This is a genomic window from Aeromonas sobria, from assembly GCF_050266975.1.
Taxonomy (GTDB): Bacteria; Pseudomonadota; Gammaproteobacteria; order Enterobacterales; family Aeromonadaceae; genus Aeromonas; species Aeromonas sobria_B.
The window spans coordinates 71333-85985 of sequence record NZ_JBKISU010000020.1; the positions used below are offsets into that span (position 1 = coordinate 71333).

Annotated in this window: 14 protein-coding genes; 7 read left to right on the plus strand and 7 right to left on the minus strand. The window is 58.5% G+C overall.

The window, feature by feature from the left end:
• Positions 1-12 precede the first annotated feature (12 nt).
• The 3 genes from ACLHZ1_RS12895 (at position 13) to ACLHZ1_RS12905 (ending at position 2496) form a co-directional block, all read left to right on the plus strand.
• Positions 13-915 (plus strand): LysR family transcriptional regulator, encoded by a 903-nt coding sequence (locus ACLHZ1_RS12895; RefSeq protein WP_427262403.1) that lies wholly within the window; start codon positions 13-15, stop codon positions 913-915.
• A 76-nt stretch (positions 916-991) separates the two neighbouring features.
• A complete protein-coding gene (locus tag ACLHZ1_RS12900) occupies positions 992-2029 on the plus strand; it encodes a response regulator (protein WP_427262404.1) in 1038 nt (345 codons plus the stop codon).
• Between the two features lie 8 nt (positions 2030-2037).
• Positions 2038-2496, plus strand: a complete 459-nt coding sequence (locus ACLHZ1_RS12905; protein ID WP_427262405.1) for a PAS domain-containing protein — start codon at positions 2038-2040, stop codon at positions 2494-2496.
• Between the two features lie 118 nt (positions 2497-2614).
• Here the strand turns inward: ACLHZ1_RS12905 and maiA are convergent, their stop codons facing one another.
• The 5 genes from maiA to ACLHZ1_RS12930 form a co-directional block, all read right to left on the minus strand.
• The gene (gene maiA / locus ACLHZ1_RS12910) at positions 2615-3250 is read right to left on the minus strand and encodes a maleylacetoacetate isomerase (protein WP_427262406.1); all 636 of its coding nucleotides are present in this window, start codon (positions 3248-3250) and stop codon (positions 2615-2617) included.
• Between the two features lie 42 nt (positions 3251-3292).
• Positions 3293-4276: a fumarylacetoacetate hydrolase family protein gene (locus ACLHZ1_RS12915; RefSeq protein ID WP_427262407.1), complete on the minus strand. Its 984-nt coding sequence runs from the start codon at positions 4274-4276 to the stop codon at positions 3293-3295.
• Positions 4277-4286: 10 nt separating this feature from the next.
• Positions 4287-5438, minus strand: coding sequence for a homogentisate 1,2-dioxygenase (locus ACLHZ1_RS12920; protein ID WP_427262408.1), 1152 nt, complete (start codon positions 5436-5438; stop codon positions 4287-4289).
• 107 nt (positions 5439-5545) lie between these two features.
• A complete protein-coding gene (gene hppD, locus ACLHZ1_RS12925) occupies positions 5546-6664 on the minus strand; it encodes a 4-hydroxyphenylpyruvate dioxygenase (protein WP_427262409.1) in 1119 nt (372 codons plus the stop codon).
• A 734-nt stretch (positions 6665-7398) separates the two neighbouring features.
• Positions 7399-8052: a TIGR01621 family pseudouridine synthase gene (locus ACLHZ1_RS12930; protein ID WP_427262410.1), complete on the minus strand. Its 654-nt coding sequence runs from the start codon at positions 8050-8052 to the stop codon at positions 7399-7401.
• Positions 8053-8134: 82 nt separating this feature from the next.
• Between ACLHZ1_RS12930 and ACLHZ1_RS12935 the strand changes: the two genes are divergently transcribed.
• Entirely contained in the window at positions 8135-9733 is a 1599-nt protein-coding gene (locus ACLHZ1_RS12935) for an ABC transporter substrate-binding protein (RefSeq protein WP_427262411.1), read from the plus strand.
• A 486-nt stretch (positions 9734-10219) separates the two neighbouring features.
• On the opposite strand, the gene ACLHZ1_RS12940 is transcribed toward ACLHZ1_RS12935, so the two are convergent.
• Together ACLHZ1_RS12940 and ACLHZ1_RS12945 are read right to left on the minus strand one after the other, a co-directional pair.
• The gene (locus tag ACLHZ1_RS12940) at positions 10220-10717 is read right to left on the minus strand and encodes a hypothetical protein (protein ID WP_427262412.1); all 498 of its coding nucleotides are present in this window, start codon (positions 10715-10717) and stop codon (positions 10220-10222) included.
• Positions 10718-10956: 239 nt separating this feature from the next.
• Positions 10957-11535: a winged helix-turn-helix domain-containing protein gene (locus tag ACLHZ1_RS12945; protein WP_427262413.1), complete on the minus strand. Its 579-nt coding sequence runs from the start codon at positions 11533-11535 to the stop codon at positions 10957-10959.
• Positions 11536-11893: 358 nt separating this feature from the next.
• Here ACLHZ1_RS12945 and ACLHZ1_RS12950 point away from each other — a divergent pair, with 358 nt between their 5' ends.
• The 3 genes from ACLHZ1_RS12950 to ACLHZ1_RS12960 all read left to right on the plus strand — a co-directional run bounded on the left by ACLHZ1_RS12950 (position 11894) and on the right by ACLHZ1_RS12960 (position 14547).
• Entirely contained in the window at positions 11894-12439 is a 546-nt protein-coding gene (locus ACLHZ1_RS12950; RefSeq protein WP_427262414.1) for a fimbrial protein, read from the plus strand.
• A 62-nt stretch (positions 12440-12501) separates the two neighbouring features.
• Entirely contained in the window at positions 12502-13203 is a 702-nt protein-coding gene (locus ACLHZ1_RS12955; RefSeq protein ID WP_427262415.1) for a fimbrial biogenesis chaperone, read from the plus strand.
• Between the two features lie 48 nt (positions 13204-13251).
• Positions 13252-14547 (plus strand): fimbria/pilus outer membrane usher protein, encoded by a 1296-nt coding sequence (locus ACLHZ1_RS12960; protein WP_427262419.1) that lies wholly within the window; start codon positions 13252-13254, stop codon positions 14545-14547.
• Positions 14548-14653 lie beyond the last annotated feature (106 nt).

Below are 14653 nucleotides of genomic sequence, written 5' to 3' on the forward strand. Positions count from 1 at the left end.
GCCATGCCTCCTATGAAGTACATCGAAGAGTTCTATCTATTCGTCAAGGTGGTACAGGAGGGGGGCTTCTCCCATGCCGCCAGCGCGCTGGGCATGCCCACCGCCACCATCAGCCGCCGCATCTCCCATCTGGAAGAGACCCTGGGCCATCCCCTGCTGCACAGATCCACCCGCAAGATCCGCCTCACCGACGAGGGGCTGCGCTACTACGAGCGCCTCTGCACGCCCCTGGCCGACATAGAGCAGGCCACCGGCGAAATCCAGGGCAGGGAGGCCGATCTGGCGGGCGTGATCCGGCTGGCGGCCCCCGTCTCCCTCTCCAGCACCCTGCTCATCGACATGGTGGCCGCCTTCTCCCTGCACCACGGCGAGGTGCAATTTGACATCAGCCAGACCAATGACCACCAGCAATTGTTCGAGGGAGACAGGGATCTGGTGTTCTTCAACGGCGAGCTGTCCCAGACCCAGTCCCACACCACCCTGCTCGGCCAGGTGCGATACGGGCTGTTCGCCTCGCCCCTCTATCTGGCGAAACGGGGATGCCCCACCCACCCGGCCGCCCTCGACGAGCACGATCTCATCTACTGCTGGCCCCACCAGCACTGGCAGCTCGGCAACCGGGAGGGGGAGAGCGCCAGGATCTGCCCCCAGGCCAAGCTGACCGTCAGCCAGACCCAGGCCGCGCTGCGCGCCGCCGAGCAGCACCTGGGCATCATCAATGTCCCCCGCCACCTGGTGCAGCAAGCTCTCAAGGAGGGCCGGCTTCAACCGGTTCTACCTGACTGGCAGACCCCGAGCCGTCCCTTCTACATGCAGCTGACCCAACCCAATTTTGCGCCGCTGCGTGTTAAGCTGTTCGCCGAGTTCGTCGAGAAATACTCGGCACCTTACCGGCAGGATCGCCCAGCCCCATAGCCCCCAGCCGGCCATGGCGGCATACCGGACAGGCCGGGCCACACTTGTCTCCATGATCCATTAAGAGGGCGGCCCCATGAATGTGTTGATCTGCGATGATTCGGGTTTTGCCCGCAAGCAACTGGCCCGGGCATTGCCCCGGGAGTGGGACATACGGCTGCATGAGGCCGGCGATGGCCAGGAGGGACTGGAGCAGATCCTGATGGGTCACGGCGATCTGGTGCTGCTCGACCTCACCATGCCCAGGATGGATGGTTATGAAGTGCTCGAGACCCTGCAGCGGGAAGGGATCCGCAGCAAGGTGCTGGTGGTCTCGGGAGACATACAACCCGAGGCCCATGCCAGGGTGATGGCGCTGGGGGCACTGGATTTCATCCAGAAACCCGCCTCCCCCGACACACTGCACGCCTTCTTGCGCCAGCATGGTTTCTGGCAGCCCAGGGAAGAGAGCGTCACGCCGCCCCCACCCCAGGCAAGCACGCTGCCTGCGACATCCCAGAGCGAGTCCCCGTCCGGCCCGCTGCTGACGCCCCAGTCCCGGGATCTCTATCAGGAGCTGGCCAACGTCGCCATGGGCCAGGCCGCCGATCTGCTGGCCCGCCTGCTCGGCGCCTTCGTGGTGCTGCCCATCCCCAACGTCAATGTGCTCGAGGTCTCAGAGCTGCACATGGCCCTCTCCGCCGCCGCCGAGTCCGATACCCTCTCCGCCGTGTGCCAGGGGTTCATCGGGGCCGGCATCGCCGGCGAGGCCCTGCTGCTGTTCCATGACGCCAGTTTCGCCGAGCTGGCCCGGCTGATGAAGCACGAGGGGGAACTCGACAGGGCCGCCGAGCTGGAGCTGCTGATGGACACGGCCAACGTGCTGATCGGCGCCTTCCTGCGCGGCTTCAGCGCCCAGCTCGACACCCACTTCAGCCAAGGGCATCCGGTGCTGCTGGGTCAGCACAGGCCCATCCACCAGCTGATCCAGACCAATCAGAGCCGCTGGCGGCGCACCCTGGCCATCGAGATCAACTACCGGCTCCAGGGCCACAAGGTGCAGTGCGATCTGCTGCTGCTGTTTACCGAAGACTCCATCGCCACCATGGATCACAAGGTTCAACATCTGCTCTAGGAGTGCACATGGAAATACGGGAATTTCACTGGCTGATGAACATAGTCCAGAACCTGGACGTGGGTCTGTTCGTGCTGGATCGCCAGTTCAAGATCCAGGTCTGGAACGGCTTCATGGAGAGCCACAGCGGTCGCCAGGCCGCCACGGTGCGCGATAGGGTGCTGTTTGAGCTGTTTGACGAGCTGGATAGGGCCTGGTTCGAGCGCAAGGCCAATCAGGTCTTCACCCTCAACAACCGCGCCTTCAGCACCTGGGAACAGCGCCCCTATCTGCTGCGCTTTGACAACTACAGGCCCATCACGGGGGCGGCCCCCTTCATGTACCAGAACCTGACCCTGGTCCCCCTGGCCGATTTCGGCGGTCAGGTCAGCCACCTCGGGGTCATGATCTACGACGCCACCGACGAGGCCATCCTGCTCGGCCAGGTCCGCGCCAACCAAGAGGCGGACACAGGCACGCCAGACTAGCGCCCCTGCCCAGACGAAACGTCCCCCGCGACACCAGCCGGCGGGCGTTATCCTGCTCCCAATGAAACAGCCCCCGCGATGCGGGGGCTGTGTCTCTCTGTGTCTCTGGCCAACAGGGTTATGACGCATCCGGCTGGCGCTCAGGGGCCGCCCTGACGAAGGCCTGCAACTGCTCGCAATTGGCGACGATGCGATTGATGGTGGGATACTCCTCCAGGCTCATCTGATAACGGCGAGCGTTGTAGACCTGGGGCACCAGCATGCAGTCCGCCAGGGTCACCTCGTTGCCGACGCAATAGACACCGGCCGTGGTCATCAGCAGGGGCTCCAGGGCCCGGAACGTCTCGTCAATCCAGTGGCGATACCAGGCCTCCCTGCCGGGTTGATCCACCCCCAGCGCCTGCTCCAGATAGTTGAGCACCCGCAGATTGTCGAGGGGATGAGTGTCGCAGGCAATCATGTTGACTATCTGACGCACCCGGGCCCGCGCCTGGGCGGCCGAGGGCATCAGCGGATAGGCGGGATAGGCCTCGTCGAGGTACTCCATGATGGCCACCGACTGCCCCAGCTGCACATCCCCATCGATGAGAAACGGCACCAGCCCCTGGGGATTGATCCTGTGATACCCCTTCTCATGCTGCTCGCCCAGCCTCAAGTTGACCGGGTGGAACTCATAGTCGAGCCCCTTGAGCTGCATCAGGATCCGAACCCGATAGCTGGCCGACGACCGCCAATATCCAAACAACTGCAACATAATCTGTCCCTGTTCTGGCGAGCCTGTCTCCCCGCCGCTGCCCTACTCCGCCTGGGTGACCCGTTGAGAAATGGTCCCAAACAGTGCCAATCCGTTGCGATCCTGCATCGCGATGGACACTGTATCACCAAAGCGCAGAAAGGGTGTAGTGGCTTGACCGGACTCGATAATTTCCAGCATCCGCCGTTCGGCGAGGCAGGAGGAGCCCCGGCTTCTGTCGTAGTTGGAGACGGTGCCCGACCCTATGATGGTGCCGGCGGCCAGCGGCCTCGTCCTCGCGGCGTGGGCCATCAGCTCGAAGAAGTTGAAGGTCATGTCCACCCCCGCATCCGGCTCTCCGAACAGGGCGCCATTGAGGCGGGTCACCAGGGGCAGGTGCACCTTGCCATCCTGCCACGCCTCCCCCAGCTCGTCCGGGGTGATGGCCAGCGGCGAGAAGGCGCTCGACGGCTTGGACTGGAAGAAGCCAAAACCCTTGGCCAGCTCTCCGGGAATGAGGTTGCGCAGGCTCACGTCGTTGACCAGCATCAGCAATTTCACATGGCTCGCCGCCCCCTGCGAACTGGTGCCCATGGGCACGTCGTCTGTGATGATGGCCACCTCGGACTCGAAATCGATGCCCCACTCCTCCGACCCCATGCAGATGGGACCATGGGGGGCGAGGAAGCTGTCGGAGCCCCCCTGGTACATCAGGGGATCGTGCCAGAAGCTGTCCGGCATCTCGGCGCCGCGCGCCTTGCGCACCAGCTCCACGTGGTTGACGTAGGCGCTGCCATCGAGCCACTGGTAGGCGCGAGGCAGCGGCGAAAGGCAGGCGGTCTCATCGAAGGGGAAGGCGTCGGGGCAGGCCCCGTCGTTGAGGGCCTGATAGACGGCGGTCAGTCGGGGGGCGAGCTCGGCCCAGTCGTCCAGCGCCCCTTGCAGGGTGGGGGCTATGTCGGCCACGGCCACCGCCCGGGTCAGATCCCGGCTTACCACCACCAGGGCGCCGTCGCGCCTGCCATTGTTCAAGGTTGCCAATTTCATGTCGAATTCCTTATTTGCCGGGGGTGGCGGCAGGGCGCTGCCAACTGGAGACATAGTGGGGATTCTCTATCCCCTCGCACAGTGAGCCAACCGCCAGGGCATCCCGGGTGTCGAGCATCACCGCCACCTCGTCGGTGAAAGTCTTGGCGTGGGCCTGGCCCGCCGCAAAGGCCTTGGGATGGGGGCCATGGGTGAAGCCTGCGGGATGGAAGGTGACCATGCCCCGCTCGATATTGTCCCGGCTGAAGAAGTCCCCGGCGTGGTAGAAGAGCACCTCGTCAAAATCGTCGTTGCTGTGGTAGAAGGGCACCCGCAGCGCGCCGGGATCGCTCTCTATGGGGCGCGGCACGAAGGTGCAGATGACGAAGCGGCTCGCCACGAAGGTGGAGTGGGCCGACGGCGGCAGGTGGTAGCGGTGGCTCATCAGGGGGCGGATGTCGCGCCAGTTGAGGCGCACCACGCACAGATCCCCGTGCCAGCCCTGGGCATCCAGGGGGTTGAAGGGCCAGGTGATGACAGAGACCCGATCGTGGCGCTTGACCTGCAGCGACCAGGGGTTTTCGTCCTGCTGGGCCAGGAAGCGCTCATTGATGGCGGGCACGTCCAGGGCCGCCGGATCGAAGATGGCATGGTTGCCCACCAGCCCCTTGTCCGGCAGCTGATAGCTGTCTTCCGTCGCCTCTATCATCAGGATGAAGAGTGGCGCCGTCGGCTCGATGCGCCACATGGTGCCTCGGGGGATCACCACATAGTCCCCCTCCCGCAGGGTCAGATGACCGTAGTCGCAGAAGAAGTCACCGCTTCCCTCGTGAATGAACAAGAGCTCGTCGCCGTCGGCGTTGCGCACCAGAAACGGCATTGTCTCGGTCAGGCGCCAGATCCGGTAACGGCAGTGGGGATTGCTGAGCAGATCCGGCATCACCCAGGGGGAGAGGGAGCTCACCTCCTCGCCGAGGGCGTTGAGATCGAACAGGCGCGGGCGCAGCGGTCCCTCCCAGTTGACCCAGTCGGTGGGGGCATGCTTGTGGTGCATGTGGGTGGCGGGGCCGAAGAAGCCGGAGCGCCCCAGCTCGCGCTCATAGATGGCCTGCTCGGGCAGGTCGGCGTGGGCCTGGCGGGAGTGGGTCCCCTCCCGGTGGGGGAAACTAATCCAGTTACGCATGGCGGTGTACCTCCCATGAAATAGAGACCGGCCAACACAATCCCATCCCGTTACGCATCGCTGTGTCACGCCCTGAAATCGATGCAGGCCGACGAGCTCCCATCCCGTTACGCATCGCTCGGCTCCCCCTTCTTCTCCCCCTGCTCGGCCCCGCTCAGCACGCCGCGGCGGATCTGATCCAGCTCGATGGATTCGAACAATGCCTGGAAGTTGCCCTCGCCGAAGCCTTCGTTGCCCTTGCGCTGGATGATCTCGAAGAAGACGGGACCAATGACGGTGTCGGTGAAGATCTGCAGCAGTATGCCGTCCTTGGTGGGCGAGCCGTCGATCAGGATACGCAGCGCCTTGAGCGCCTCCAGATCCTCCTGATGCCCCGCCACCCGGCTGTTCACCTGCTCATAGTAGGTATCCGGCGTGGGCATAAAGCCGGTGCCGCGACCACGCAGGGTGCGGATGGTCTGATAGATGTCGCTCGACGCCAGGGCGATGTGCTGGATCCCCTCCCCCTTGTACTGACGCAGGTACTCCTCTATCTGGGACTTGTCGTCGGAGGACTCGTTGATGGGGATGCGGATCTTGCCGCAGGGGGCCGTCATGGCGCGGGAATGCAGCCCGGTCAGCTTGCCCTCGATGTCGAAGTAGCGGATTTCACGGAAGTTACCGATCCGCTCGTAGAAGTTGGACCAGAGGTCCATGTTGCCGCGCTGCACGTTGTGGGTCAGGTGATCGATCTCATAGAGCCCCGCATCCACCTCGGCCATGCGTGCCTGCCAGTCGGGGTAGAAGAGGAAGTCCACGTCATAGATGGAGCCCCGCTCGCCGTAACGATCGACGAAGGAGAGGGTACTCTCGCCGATGCCGTAGATGGCGGGGATGTTGAGCTCCATGGGCCCTATCTTGCCGACGAAGGGCTTGGCCCCCTTGGCGATGGCGTATTGCTGGGCACGGCCCGCATCCTCTACCCGAAATGCCATGCCGCACACGCTGGGCCCGTGCAGGCTGGCAAACTGTTCCGCCTGGGAGTGGGGCTCGGCATTGACCACGAAGTTGATGTCTCCCTGGCGGTAGAGCCAGCACTGCTTGTGCTTGTGGCGGGCCACCTCGGCAAAGCCCAGAGAGACAAACAGCGCCTTGAGGGCAGCGATGCCGGCGGCGGTCGGCGCCGTATACTCGACGAACTCGAAGCCGTCGGTGCCGAGGGGATTGTGGGTCTGGGTCGTCGCCATGGTGCACTCCTTTGCATGAAATCAGGTTGAATGAAGGTGTTAACAACTTGTTTCATTAGATGCACGGCGCGGCGGGAAGAGAAGAGTCTGGGTCGAGAGAGGTCTGGGCCAAAGCGGCCCGGAAGATGTAAATGAAATGTGACATCACCATGGCGACTCGGGGGGACGGGCCTCCTTGCCGCCGGGGGTGTCCGTTTTTCGTTACAACCCGGCCAAGGCCGGGTGTCGCCGTCAGGGGGCGAGTCGGGCGATGGCCTGGGCCAGCTCGGGCGGGGTAAAGGCTTTCCCCAGCTCCGGGGCCGACTCGAAGGCGAAGGCGTCGCCCCACAGGGTAAACGCCAGTCGCCAGGCATGAAGTCAGGGGGCGAGCCGGGCGATGGCCTGGGCCAGCTCGGGCGGGGTGAAGGCTTCCCCCAGCTCCGGGGCCGACTCGAAGGCGAAGGCGTCGTCCCACAGGGTAAACGCCAGTCGCCAGGCATGCAGTCAGGGGCGAGCCGGGCGATGGCCTGGGCCAGCTCGGGCGGGGTGAAGGCCTCCCCCAGCTCCGGGGCCGACTCGAAGGCGAAGGGGTCGCCCCACAGGGTAAACGCCAGTCGCCAGGCATGCAGTCAGGGGGTGAGTCGGGCGATGGCCTGGGCCAGCTCGGGCGGGGTGAAGGCCTCCCCCAGCTCCGGGGCCGACTCGAAGGCGAAGGCGTCGCCCCACAGGGTAAACGCCAGTCGCCAGGCATGCAGTCAGGGGGCGAGCCGGGCGATGGCCTGGGCCAGCTCGGGCGGGGTGAAGGCTTCCCCCAGCTCCGGGGCCGACTCGAAGGTGAAGGCGTCGCCCCACAGGGTAAACGCCAGTCGCCAGGCATGCAGATAGCCGCGATCCGCCGCCGTGCCGCCGTAGCGCTCATCCCCCAGGATGGGGGCGCCAATGCTCTTCATGGCGACCCGGATCTGGTGGGTCTTGCCGGTCTGGGGCTTGATGCGATAGAGCCGCAGCCCCTCCCGCACCGGGGTGGAATCAAACCAGCTGATGGCCGGGTTTTCCTGGCTACGGGCCAACAACCAGCTGCCGCCGCGTCCCTTTTGCATGTCGCCCTTGATCCAGCCCTGCTTCTTCTTGGGTTTGCGATCCGACAGCGCCAGATACTGCTTGCTCACCTGGCGCTCGGCGAATCCCATGCTGAGGGCCCGGTTCGCCTCCGGGGTGCGCGCCAGCAGCAAGAGCCCTGAGGTCATCTTGTCGAGGCGGTGCACAGGGTAGAGCGCGAGTCCGGTCTCGGCCCGCACCAGGCTCACCAGACCCGGTTCCCCCGCCTCGTCGTGCATGCCGATGCCGGGTCCCTTGTCGATGACAAGGAAGTGCTCGGTCTGTGACAGGATGCGATACTTTGGCAACATTTTGGCGTATTCTCTCGGTCAATGGCACTCAAACGTGCCCGATTTAAACACCCCTCCGGCTACAATGTGAAGACTCGCACGGATGATGAGATGCTTGATTTGCTTGTTCTTGCTCTGCCTTGACCTCCTTGCCCAGGTGCAGGCCCGAGCCGCCGAAGAGGCGCCCCCGAGCGCCGACCGGGTCGTGCTGCAACTGCGCTGGCTGCACCAGCCCCAGTTCGTGGGCTATCACATGGCCAAGGCCAAGGGCTATTACGCCGAGGCGGGGCTGGATGTGGAGATCCGCCCCGGCGGCAAGGGGCTGAGCCCGGTGGCCGAGGTGCTGAGCGGGCGCGCCGATTTTGGCGTCGGCAATACCGAGGTACTGACCCAGTTCGCCGAAGGGCAGCCCCTGCTGGCGCTTGCCGCCATCTTCCAGCACTCCCCTTCCGTCTTCCTCGCCCGGCGCGACAGCAATATTCTCACCCTTGCCGACATGCGGGGCAAACGGATAATGATGTTCCCGGAGCATCAGGATGCCGAGCTGCTGGCCACCCTCTTCTATCAGGGGATCCGCGAGGACGAGCTGATCCCGCTGCAGACCTCGGTCAACATCCACGATCTGCTGGAGCGGCGGGTCGATATCTTCAACGCCTACCTCAGCAACGAGCCCTTCTATCTGGAGGAGCTGGGGGTGCCCGTCTCCGTCATCAGCCCACGCAACTACGGGGTGGACTTTTACAGCGACATCCTGTTCACCACCCAGACCAATCAGGCCAGGCACCCGGATCGGGTCGAACGCTTTCGCGCCGCCAGCCTGCGGGGCTGGCAGTATGCCCTGGCCCATCCCCAGGAGGCGATCAGCCTGCTGCGCGAACAGTACGGGGTCAACCGCTCTCAGGCCCACATGGAGTACGAGCTGCAGGTGAGCAAGGAGATGATACAGCCGCTCTACGTGGAGATTGGTTATATGAACCCGGCCCGCTTCGAGCACATCCTCAACCAGTTGGTGGAGATAGGGCTCATCAAGCACGGCGTCTCCCTGGCCAACTTTCTCTACCATGCCCCCTCGGCACAGTGGGTATTCTGGCGACCCTGGTTCATGCTGAGCCTGGCCGCCAGCGCCCTGATCCTGGTGCTGGCCCTTTACCTCTGGTTGTGCAACGAGCGCCTGAGCCGGGAAGTTGCCCTGCGCAAGCAGCGCGAGCAGGAGATCATGCAGCTCGCCCAGCGCGATCCCCTCACCGGTCTGCCCAATCGCCTCAGCCTGATGAACAAGCTGCGCCAGCAGATAGCCCAGCCCTCCCCCGGCTGCCTGCTGTTTTGCGATCTCGACGACTTCAAACGCATCAATGACAACTTCGGCCACAGCCAGGGGGATGCCATCCTCTGCCAGCTGGCCCGGCGAATAGAGGATGCCATCGCCCACCAGTGCTTCTTCGCCCGCCTGGCGGGGGACGAATTCATCCTGCTGCTGCCGGGCTACAGCCCCAAACAGGCCCATGATGTAGCCGAGGTGATCCGGCTCGCCATGTCGGCTCCGTTCGACGTGGATGGCCATGCCATGGGAGTGGGGATCAGTATCGGCGTCAGCCACTATCAGCGCGGCTGGAGCGCGGAGCAATGGCTCATCCAGGCGGACAGGGCCATGTATTGTGACAAGGGGGTCGCCCTCACCGCCCTGGCCGATCAGCCGGGCTGAATCCAGATGGGCGGTCCCTGAAGGCCCATCGGCGGGCGATCAGACAAGCTGCCCCATCAAAACCGGCGTGATGGAGCAAGACACTTGACCGCCCTCTGCCTCCTGCCGACGGGGCCAGTCCATTCAGGACCCGTTACATCTTGCCGTTACATCTTGCCCACCCCCGCGCTGGGCTTGACCAGGCTTGGCAGTTTGCCAGGCTCCACCAGGCTGTAGGAGCAGGAGAGCTTGGCCAAGGCGCCGGTTTGAGGCCGATGTCAGGTGATGACGAGGCGGTGTTCCTAACGTGGTTGAAAAACGATCTGTCCATTTTATGGGACGCAATCCTTCCAGAAATACTGCATCCATTCACTTCAAAACTACCTGAATTGGCCTATTTAGGGGCCCTGCTCATGACCGTAAATTGCGGCGCCTGACATTTGAACGCGTTGAGAACACAACCTGGACCTGTACCCATAGGGCAATACATCGGTGCGCCATGCTTCATCATTCAAGCTTTTTATCGACACACAACAACATGGGTGAATGCGAATTTTCTATCAGGTATGCGCCATTGACCATACTGACCTTCATATAAAAACGCCCTTTTTTGGGGATATAAATGATGTGATTCCTAAAAATTTCATCCCTCATGTTATCCCGTGCATTCTTGATAAATGCCACATCAGCAATGGTAATCTCACCCGCGGAGTTAAATTCATAACTGAACGTCATCAAGCGAGAGATCACATACTTCTCACCATCCATAGCGACATTACCAGAGAAATTAATCTGCCCCGTGAAGTTCTCTAGGAGACGAAATGCGACATCGATGCGGGCCAGAAATACCGGAACATCATGCAACATCTCTAATGATGATGAGCAGCTGATGCTCACTCCTTTTTCTTTATCACCACCCTGCCAAAAATAGAGACATGAAAATAAAGCAACCTGACAAATTACACTTACCAAGAACAAATTAAACCATTTATCATTGACTCTCATCACCACTCCAATAGTAGTTCATGCATGATGAAAAGTGCTGTGCTTTATCATCTTTAGCGCACCGGGCAATAAAAACACGGCCACGGTGGGTATACAGATAGGCATCCGATGGCGTGAGTAAAAACGACTCACCGGCATGACATGTCATACCCTTGGATCTCAACAGTTCAATAAAGAATGCCTCTCGACTGCCGGATAATGTAATTGCATTTTTTCTCACTGTGTATACAGGGCATCCATCAAATGAAAAAAATATACTCTTTCGGTGTTGCACTCTGCTTCTTCGGGATAGTATTCGAATTTGATGCAACCGAAAACAGGAGATAATTGGCCACCATAAAGAGTCCAGCCACAAGCAATAACATTAGTTTCTTCCAGGCCTTCCTTGTCTTTCGCTCGCCATCATCTTCCTCTCGTGTCATCTTGGACAGGGATGATCCCCCGTCAGACTGAACATCGACATCTCCATTAAACATATATCCAACCCGAGGCACGGTAACGATTAACTCGGACGACACGCCAAAGACACTGAACATTCTTCTTAACTCGGATATATATTTGTTCAACGTGTTATTGGAAGAGCGCAATCCCCATGCGTCCCACACCTCGGCGAGGATCTCATCCCTGGTGATGGTGGAGCCTCTGCGCTCCAGAAGAAAAAGAAATAAACGGTTCATCATCACCGTCAGCGTAATGGCTGAGCTGTCATCATCAACAAGCCAGAGGACGCCATCATTTGGACGATAGCGTACCCTCATGTCAATTACATAGTTCATCCACGACCCCGCAAACGTTTCGATATCATTGGTAACTCTCACACGTATGAATCTCGTTCAGTCTCGCTGTGAGCATATACTTCTACAGTGTAGCAATGCGGACATACTTGGTGCTACATAAGCAGCCCAATCAAGATATTAACTCTGTAAAAATACGTAAACAAAGACAATAAACCTATAAAGCACATCACTTTCAATACAAAAAGCTATTGACCACCATTTACGTTATTGTGCTCGGACAGAATATGGCCTGTTGTATGTGGATAAAGGATGAAGCTTGCTATACCAAAGGCTGATTTAATAATGCACAACAGCAGGGCAGACAACCGGTCTACTCGGTTCTGTTGCGTAATAAACTGCTTAATAATAAGTGATTCAAGCCATAATGGAGATCTATATCATGCCCCGCAAGAGCATTCTTCTTTCCTCGATGATCAGTGTTCTCATGCTCTCCGGTAATGCCATTGCCGCTGAGACTGGAACAATTGACTTTGTTGGTGAAATCACAGACACCACCTGCAACGTTTTCGTTGGCAATGATGACTCTGGTGCTGCAACCATTACCCTGCCAAGTGTGCAAATGAGAAACCTGGGTGCAAATGGTAGCGAAAGTGGAACTGAAGCATTCTCTCTTAGACTCGATTGCAGTGGCTCCGAGGCTAATGTAGCCATCAGCTTTGACGAGACCGTTAATACCACCGAGACCGGAGGCCGCCTGACCAATACCGCGCCCGATGGCGCAGATGGCGTGTCTTTGATACTGCGTGACGGCGATAACAACCCCGTAGATGTCAATACCTATATATCCAACACCTTTGAATTCGCAGGCGGTGAGTCTGCTGAACAGAGCTACAACTACACGGTTCAATACTATGTAGAAGACGCCGATGCGTTGACCCCGGGTGAAGTGAGTGCTCAAGTCACTTACAACTTGACCTATCAATAATATGCATAGTGGGAGGGCATACCTCCCACTTATTAATGATGACATATACAGGACATATAGGTATGCCTCACCACACCGTCAGATACATCTTGTCACTTTTGTTGTTTCTACTCTTGACACCAGCCCACGCTGGCGTCGTCATTAATGGCACCAGGATCATTTACCCAGCAAATGAAAGAGAAATTACCGTCCAGATAACCAATGATGGTAAAAAACCAGTGTTGATTCAAAGTTGGCTGGATATAGGTGATAAAAACTCGGCCCCGGACACCATCAAGACTCCCTTTATTCTTACCCCACCGATTAATCGCCTCGATGCAGGAAAGGCACAATCGCTACGTATTATTTCCACCACGACATCTGCACTGCCTCAGGATAGGGAATCTCTTTTTTGGCTAAATGTGCTCGAAATACCGAGCCGCCCAAAGGGAGAGATGACGGATGCAAACTACCTCCAGTTCGCGATTCGTTCGCGCTTGAAGTTTTTCTGGCGCCCGGAGGCGCTGAAGAAAACAGCCGCAATGGCACCACACTCACTGACTTGGAAGCTGAGCGCTCAAGGCATGACCATCGGTAATCCATCCCCACATTACATTTCACTTTATCGCGTATCGATAGATGGAAAAAAGGTGAATGTCGACATGCTCCCCCCCTTTGGAAACCTGACTGTTGATGACATCAAGACGGCTCATGGAAAAACAGTCAAGGCCGAATGGATTGATGATTACGGGGCAATTAGAAAAAAAGATTTTACGGTTGATTAATGCATTTTAAAGATCGCGCTTGCGATTGGAGTATCATTTTTGGAAAAGATGAAGTTATTTACTGTATCGATACTTTGCATTCTTACATTAAAGGCTCACTCCGCTACGCAGGACGAGTTTGAATTTGATGCCTCCTTTCTAAGGCTCAATGAAGACTCGCTTCCGGATCTTTCGCGTTTCTCTCGGCAAGCCAGCCAGGTGCCTGGTCGCCATCGTGTTCACGTCTATTTTAATGATAAGTCCATCTTCAATCAGGATATTCTGTTTATCGATCGTGAAAATAACCTTGGTGTCCCCTGCCTGAGTCATGAGCAGCTACGACTGCTGCCCATCAAGTATGGAGCATTGGGGCTGAACGATATCATTGATGAACCGGATACATGCCCCGATCTCACCGCGCTGATCCCTGGGGCCAGTGTGCATTTCGACAGCAATACCCAGACACTGCATATCAATGTGCCACAAATCTATGAAGACAGAGCAAAGAGTGGTTATGTATCACCGGAGTCATGGGATGCCGGTATCCCGGCATTATTATTCGGCTATAACGTGAACGCCTATCAGAGCAAGTCCAGTGGTCATCAACAAACGAGTATTTATGCGAGCAATACTAGTGGGTTGAATATCGACAACTGGTTTTTACGCCATAACGGGAACTGGACAAAAAACAGTCACAATGATAGTAGCTATCAATCCTTGAATACGTATCTCCAGCGTGATATTCCCGAAATAAAAGGCCGGATGTCGGTGGGGCAAATCCACACATCGGGTGAGATGTTTGATACATTGAAAATTTCAGGGGTAAAATTTAATACCGATGAGAGAATGGAGCCGATATCACGCCGTGGCTACGCACCAGAAATTCATGGCATCGCCAATACCAACGCTCGAGTCACCGTTCGGCAATCTGGGAGCATGATTTACCAAACCACTGTCAGCCCAGGGGCCTTTATCATTGATGATCTGACTCCTGCTGGTTATGGTGGCGACTTGGATGTCACCATATATGAGGCAGATGGAAGTGAACAGCACTTCCAAGTGCCTTATACCGCCGCCAGAAAATTGCAACGACCGGGACAAGCTCAAGTTGAGATCTCACTCGGTAAACTCGATACGCCCAGCATCGCTGCATCGCCCTCGTTATGGCAAGCGACATGGCAGCATGGCATTAATAACTGGCTGACCGGATATGCCGGCGTTCAAGGTAGCGAACACTATCTCTCTGCTCAGGGTGGGTTGGGTATTGCGACGGAATTTGGTGTATTGAGTGCTGATGTGACACACGCCAAGACAGATCTCGGCCGTGATGGACACCTCCAAGAGCTTAACCATCCCCTCATATGAGCGAGGCGTGGCGCGGCTTCTGAGGTATGATCGCCATCCTTGACCAGCTAATACCCAACAGACTATCCCCATGTTTAACCACGAACTAATCCTCAACCACATCGAC

Bases quoted from the DNA above. Each gene is read 5' to 3' on its own strand.
- ACLHZ1_RS12895 (WP_427262403.1), top strand. From the start codon at position 13: ATGAAGTACATCGAAGAGTTCTATCTATTCGTCAAGGTGGTACAGGAG.
- ACLHZ1_RS12900 (WP_427262404.1), top strand. From the start codon at position 992: ATGAATGTGTTGATCTGCGATGATTCGGGTTTTGCCCGCAAGCAACTG.
- ACLHZ1_RS12905 (WP_427262405.1), top strand. From the start codon at position 2,038: ATGGAAATACGGGAATTTCACTGGCTGATGAACATAGTCCAGAACCTG.
- maiA (WP_427262406.1), bottom strand. From the start codon at position 3,250: ATGTTGCAGTTGTTTGGATATTGGCGGTCGTCGGCCAGCTATCGGGTT.
- ACLHZ1_RS12915 (WP_427262407.1), bottom strand. From the start codon at position 4,276: ATGAAATTGGCAACCTTGAACAATGGCAGGCGCGACGGCGCCCTGGTG.
- ACLHZ1_RS12920 (WP_427262408.1), bottom strand. From the start codon at position 5,438: ATGCGTAACTGGATTAGTTTCCCCCACCGGGAGGGGACCCACTCCCGC.
- hppD (WP_427262409.1), bottom strand. From the start codon at position 6,664: ATGGCGACGACCCAGACCCACAATCCCCTCGGCACCGACGGCTTCGAG.
- ACLHZ1_RS12930 (WP_427262410.1), bottom strand. From the start codon at position 8,052: ATGTTGCCAAAGTATCGCATCCTGTCACAGACCGAGCACTTCCTTGTC.
- ACLHZ1_RS12935 (WP_427262411.1), top strand. From the start codon at position 8,135: ATGATGAGATGCTTGATTTGCTTGTTCTTGCTCTGCCTTGACCTCCTT.
- ACLHZ1_RS12940 (WP_427262412.1), bottom strand. From the start codon at position 10,717: ATGAGAGTCAATGATAAATGGTTTAATTTGTTCTTGGTAAGTGTAATT.
- ACLHZ1_RS12950 (WP_427262414.1), top strand. From the start codon at position 11,894: ATGCCCCGCAAGAGCATTCTTCTTTCCTCGATGATCAGTGTTCTCATG.
- ACLHZ1_RS12955 (WP_427262415.1), top strand. From the start codon at position 12,502: ATGCCTCACCACACCGTCAGATACATCTTGTCACTTTTGTTGTTTCTA.
- ACLHZ1_RS12960 (WP_427262419.1), top strand. From the start codon at position 13,252: ATGAAGTTATTTACTGTATCGATACTTTGCATTCTTACATTAAAGGCT.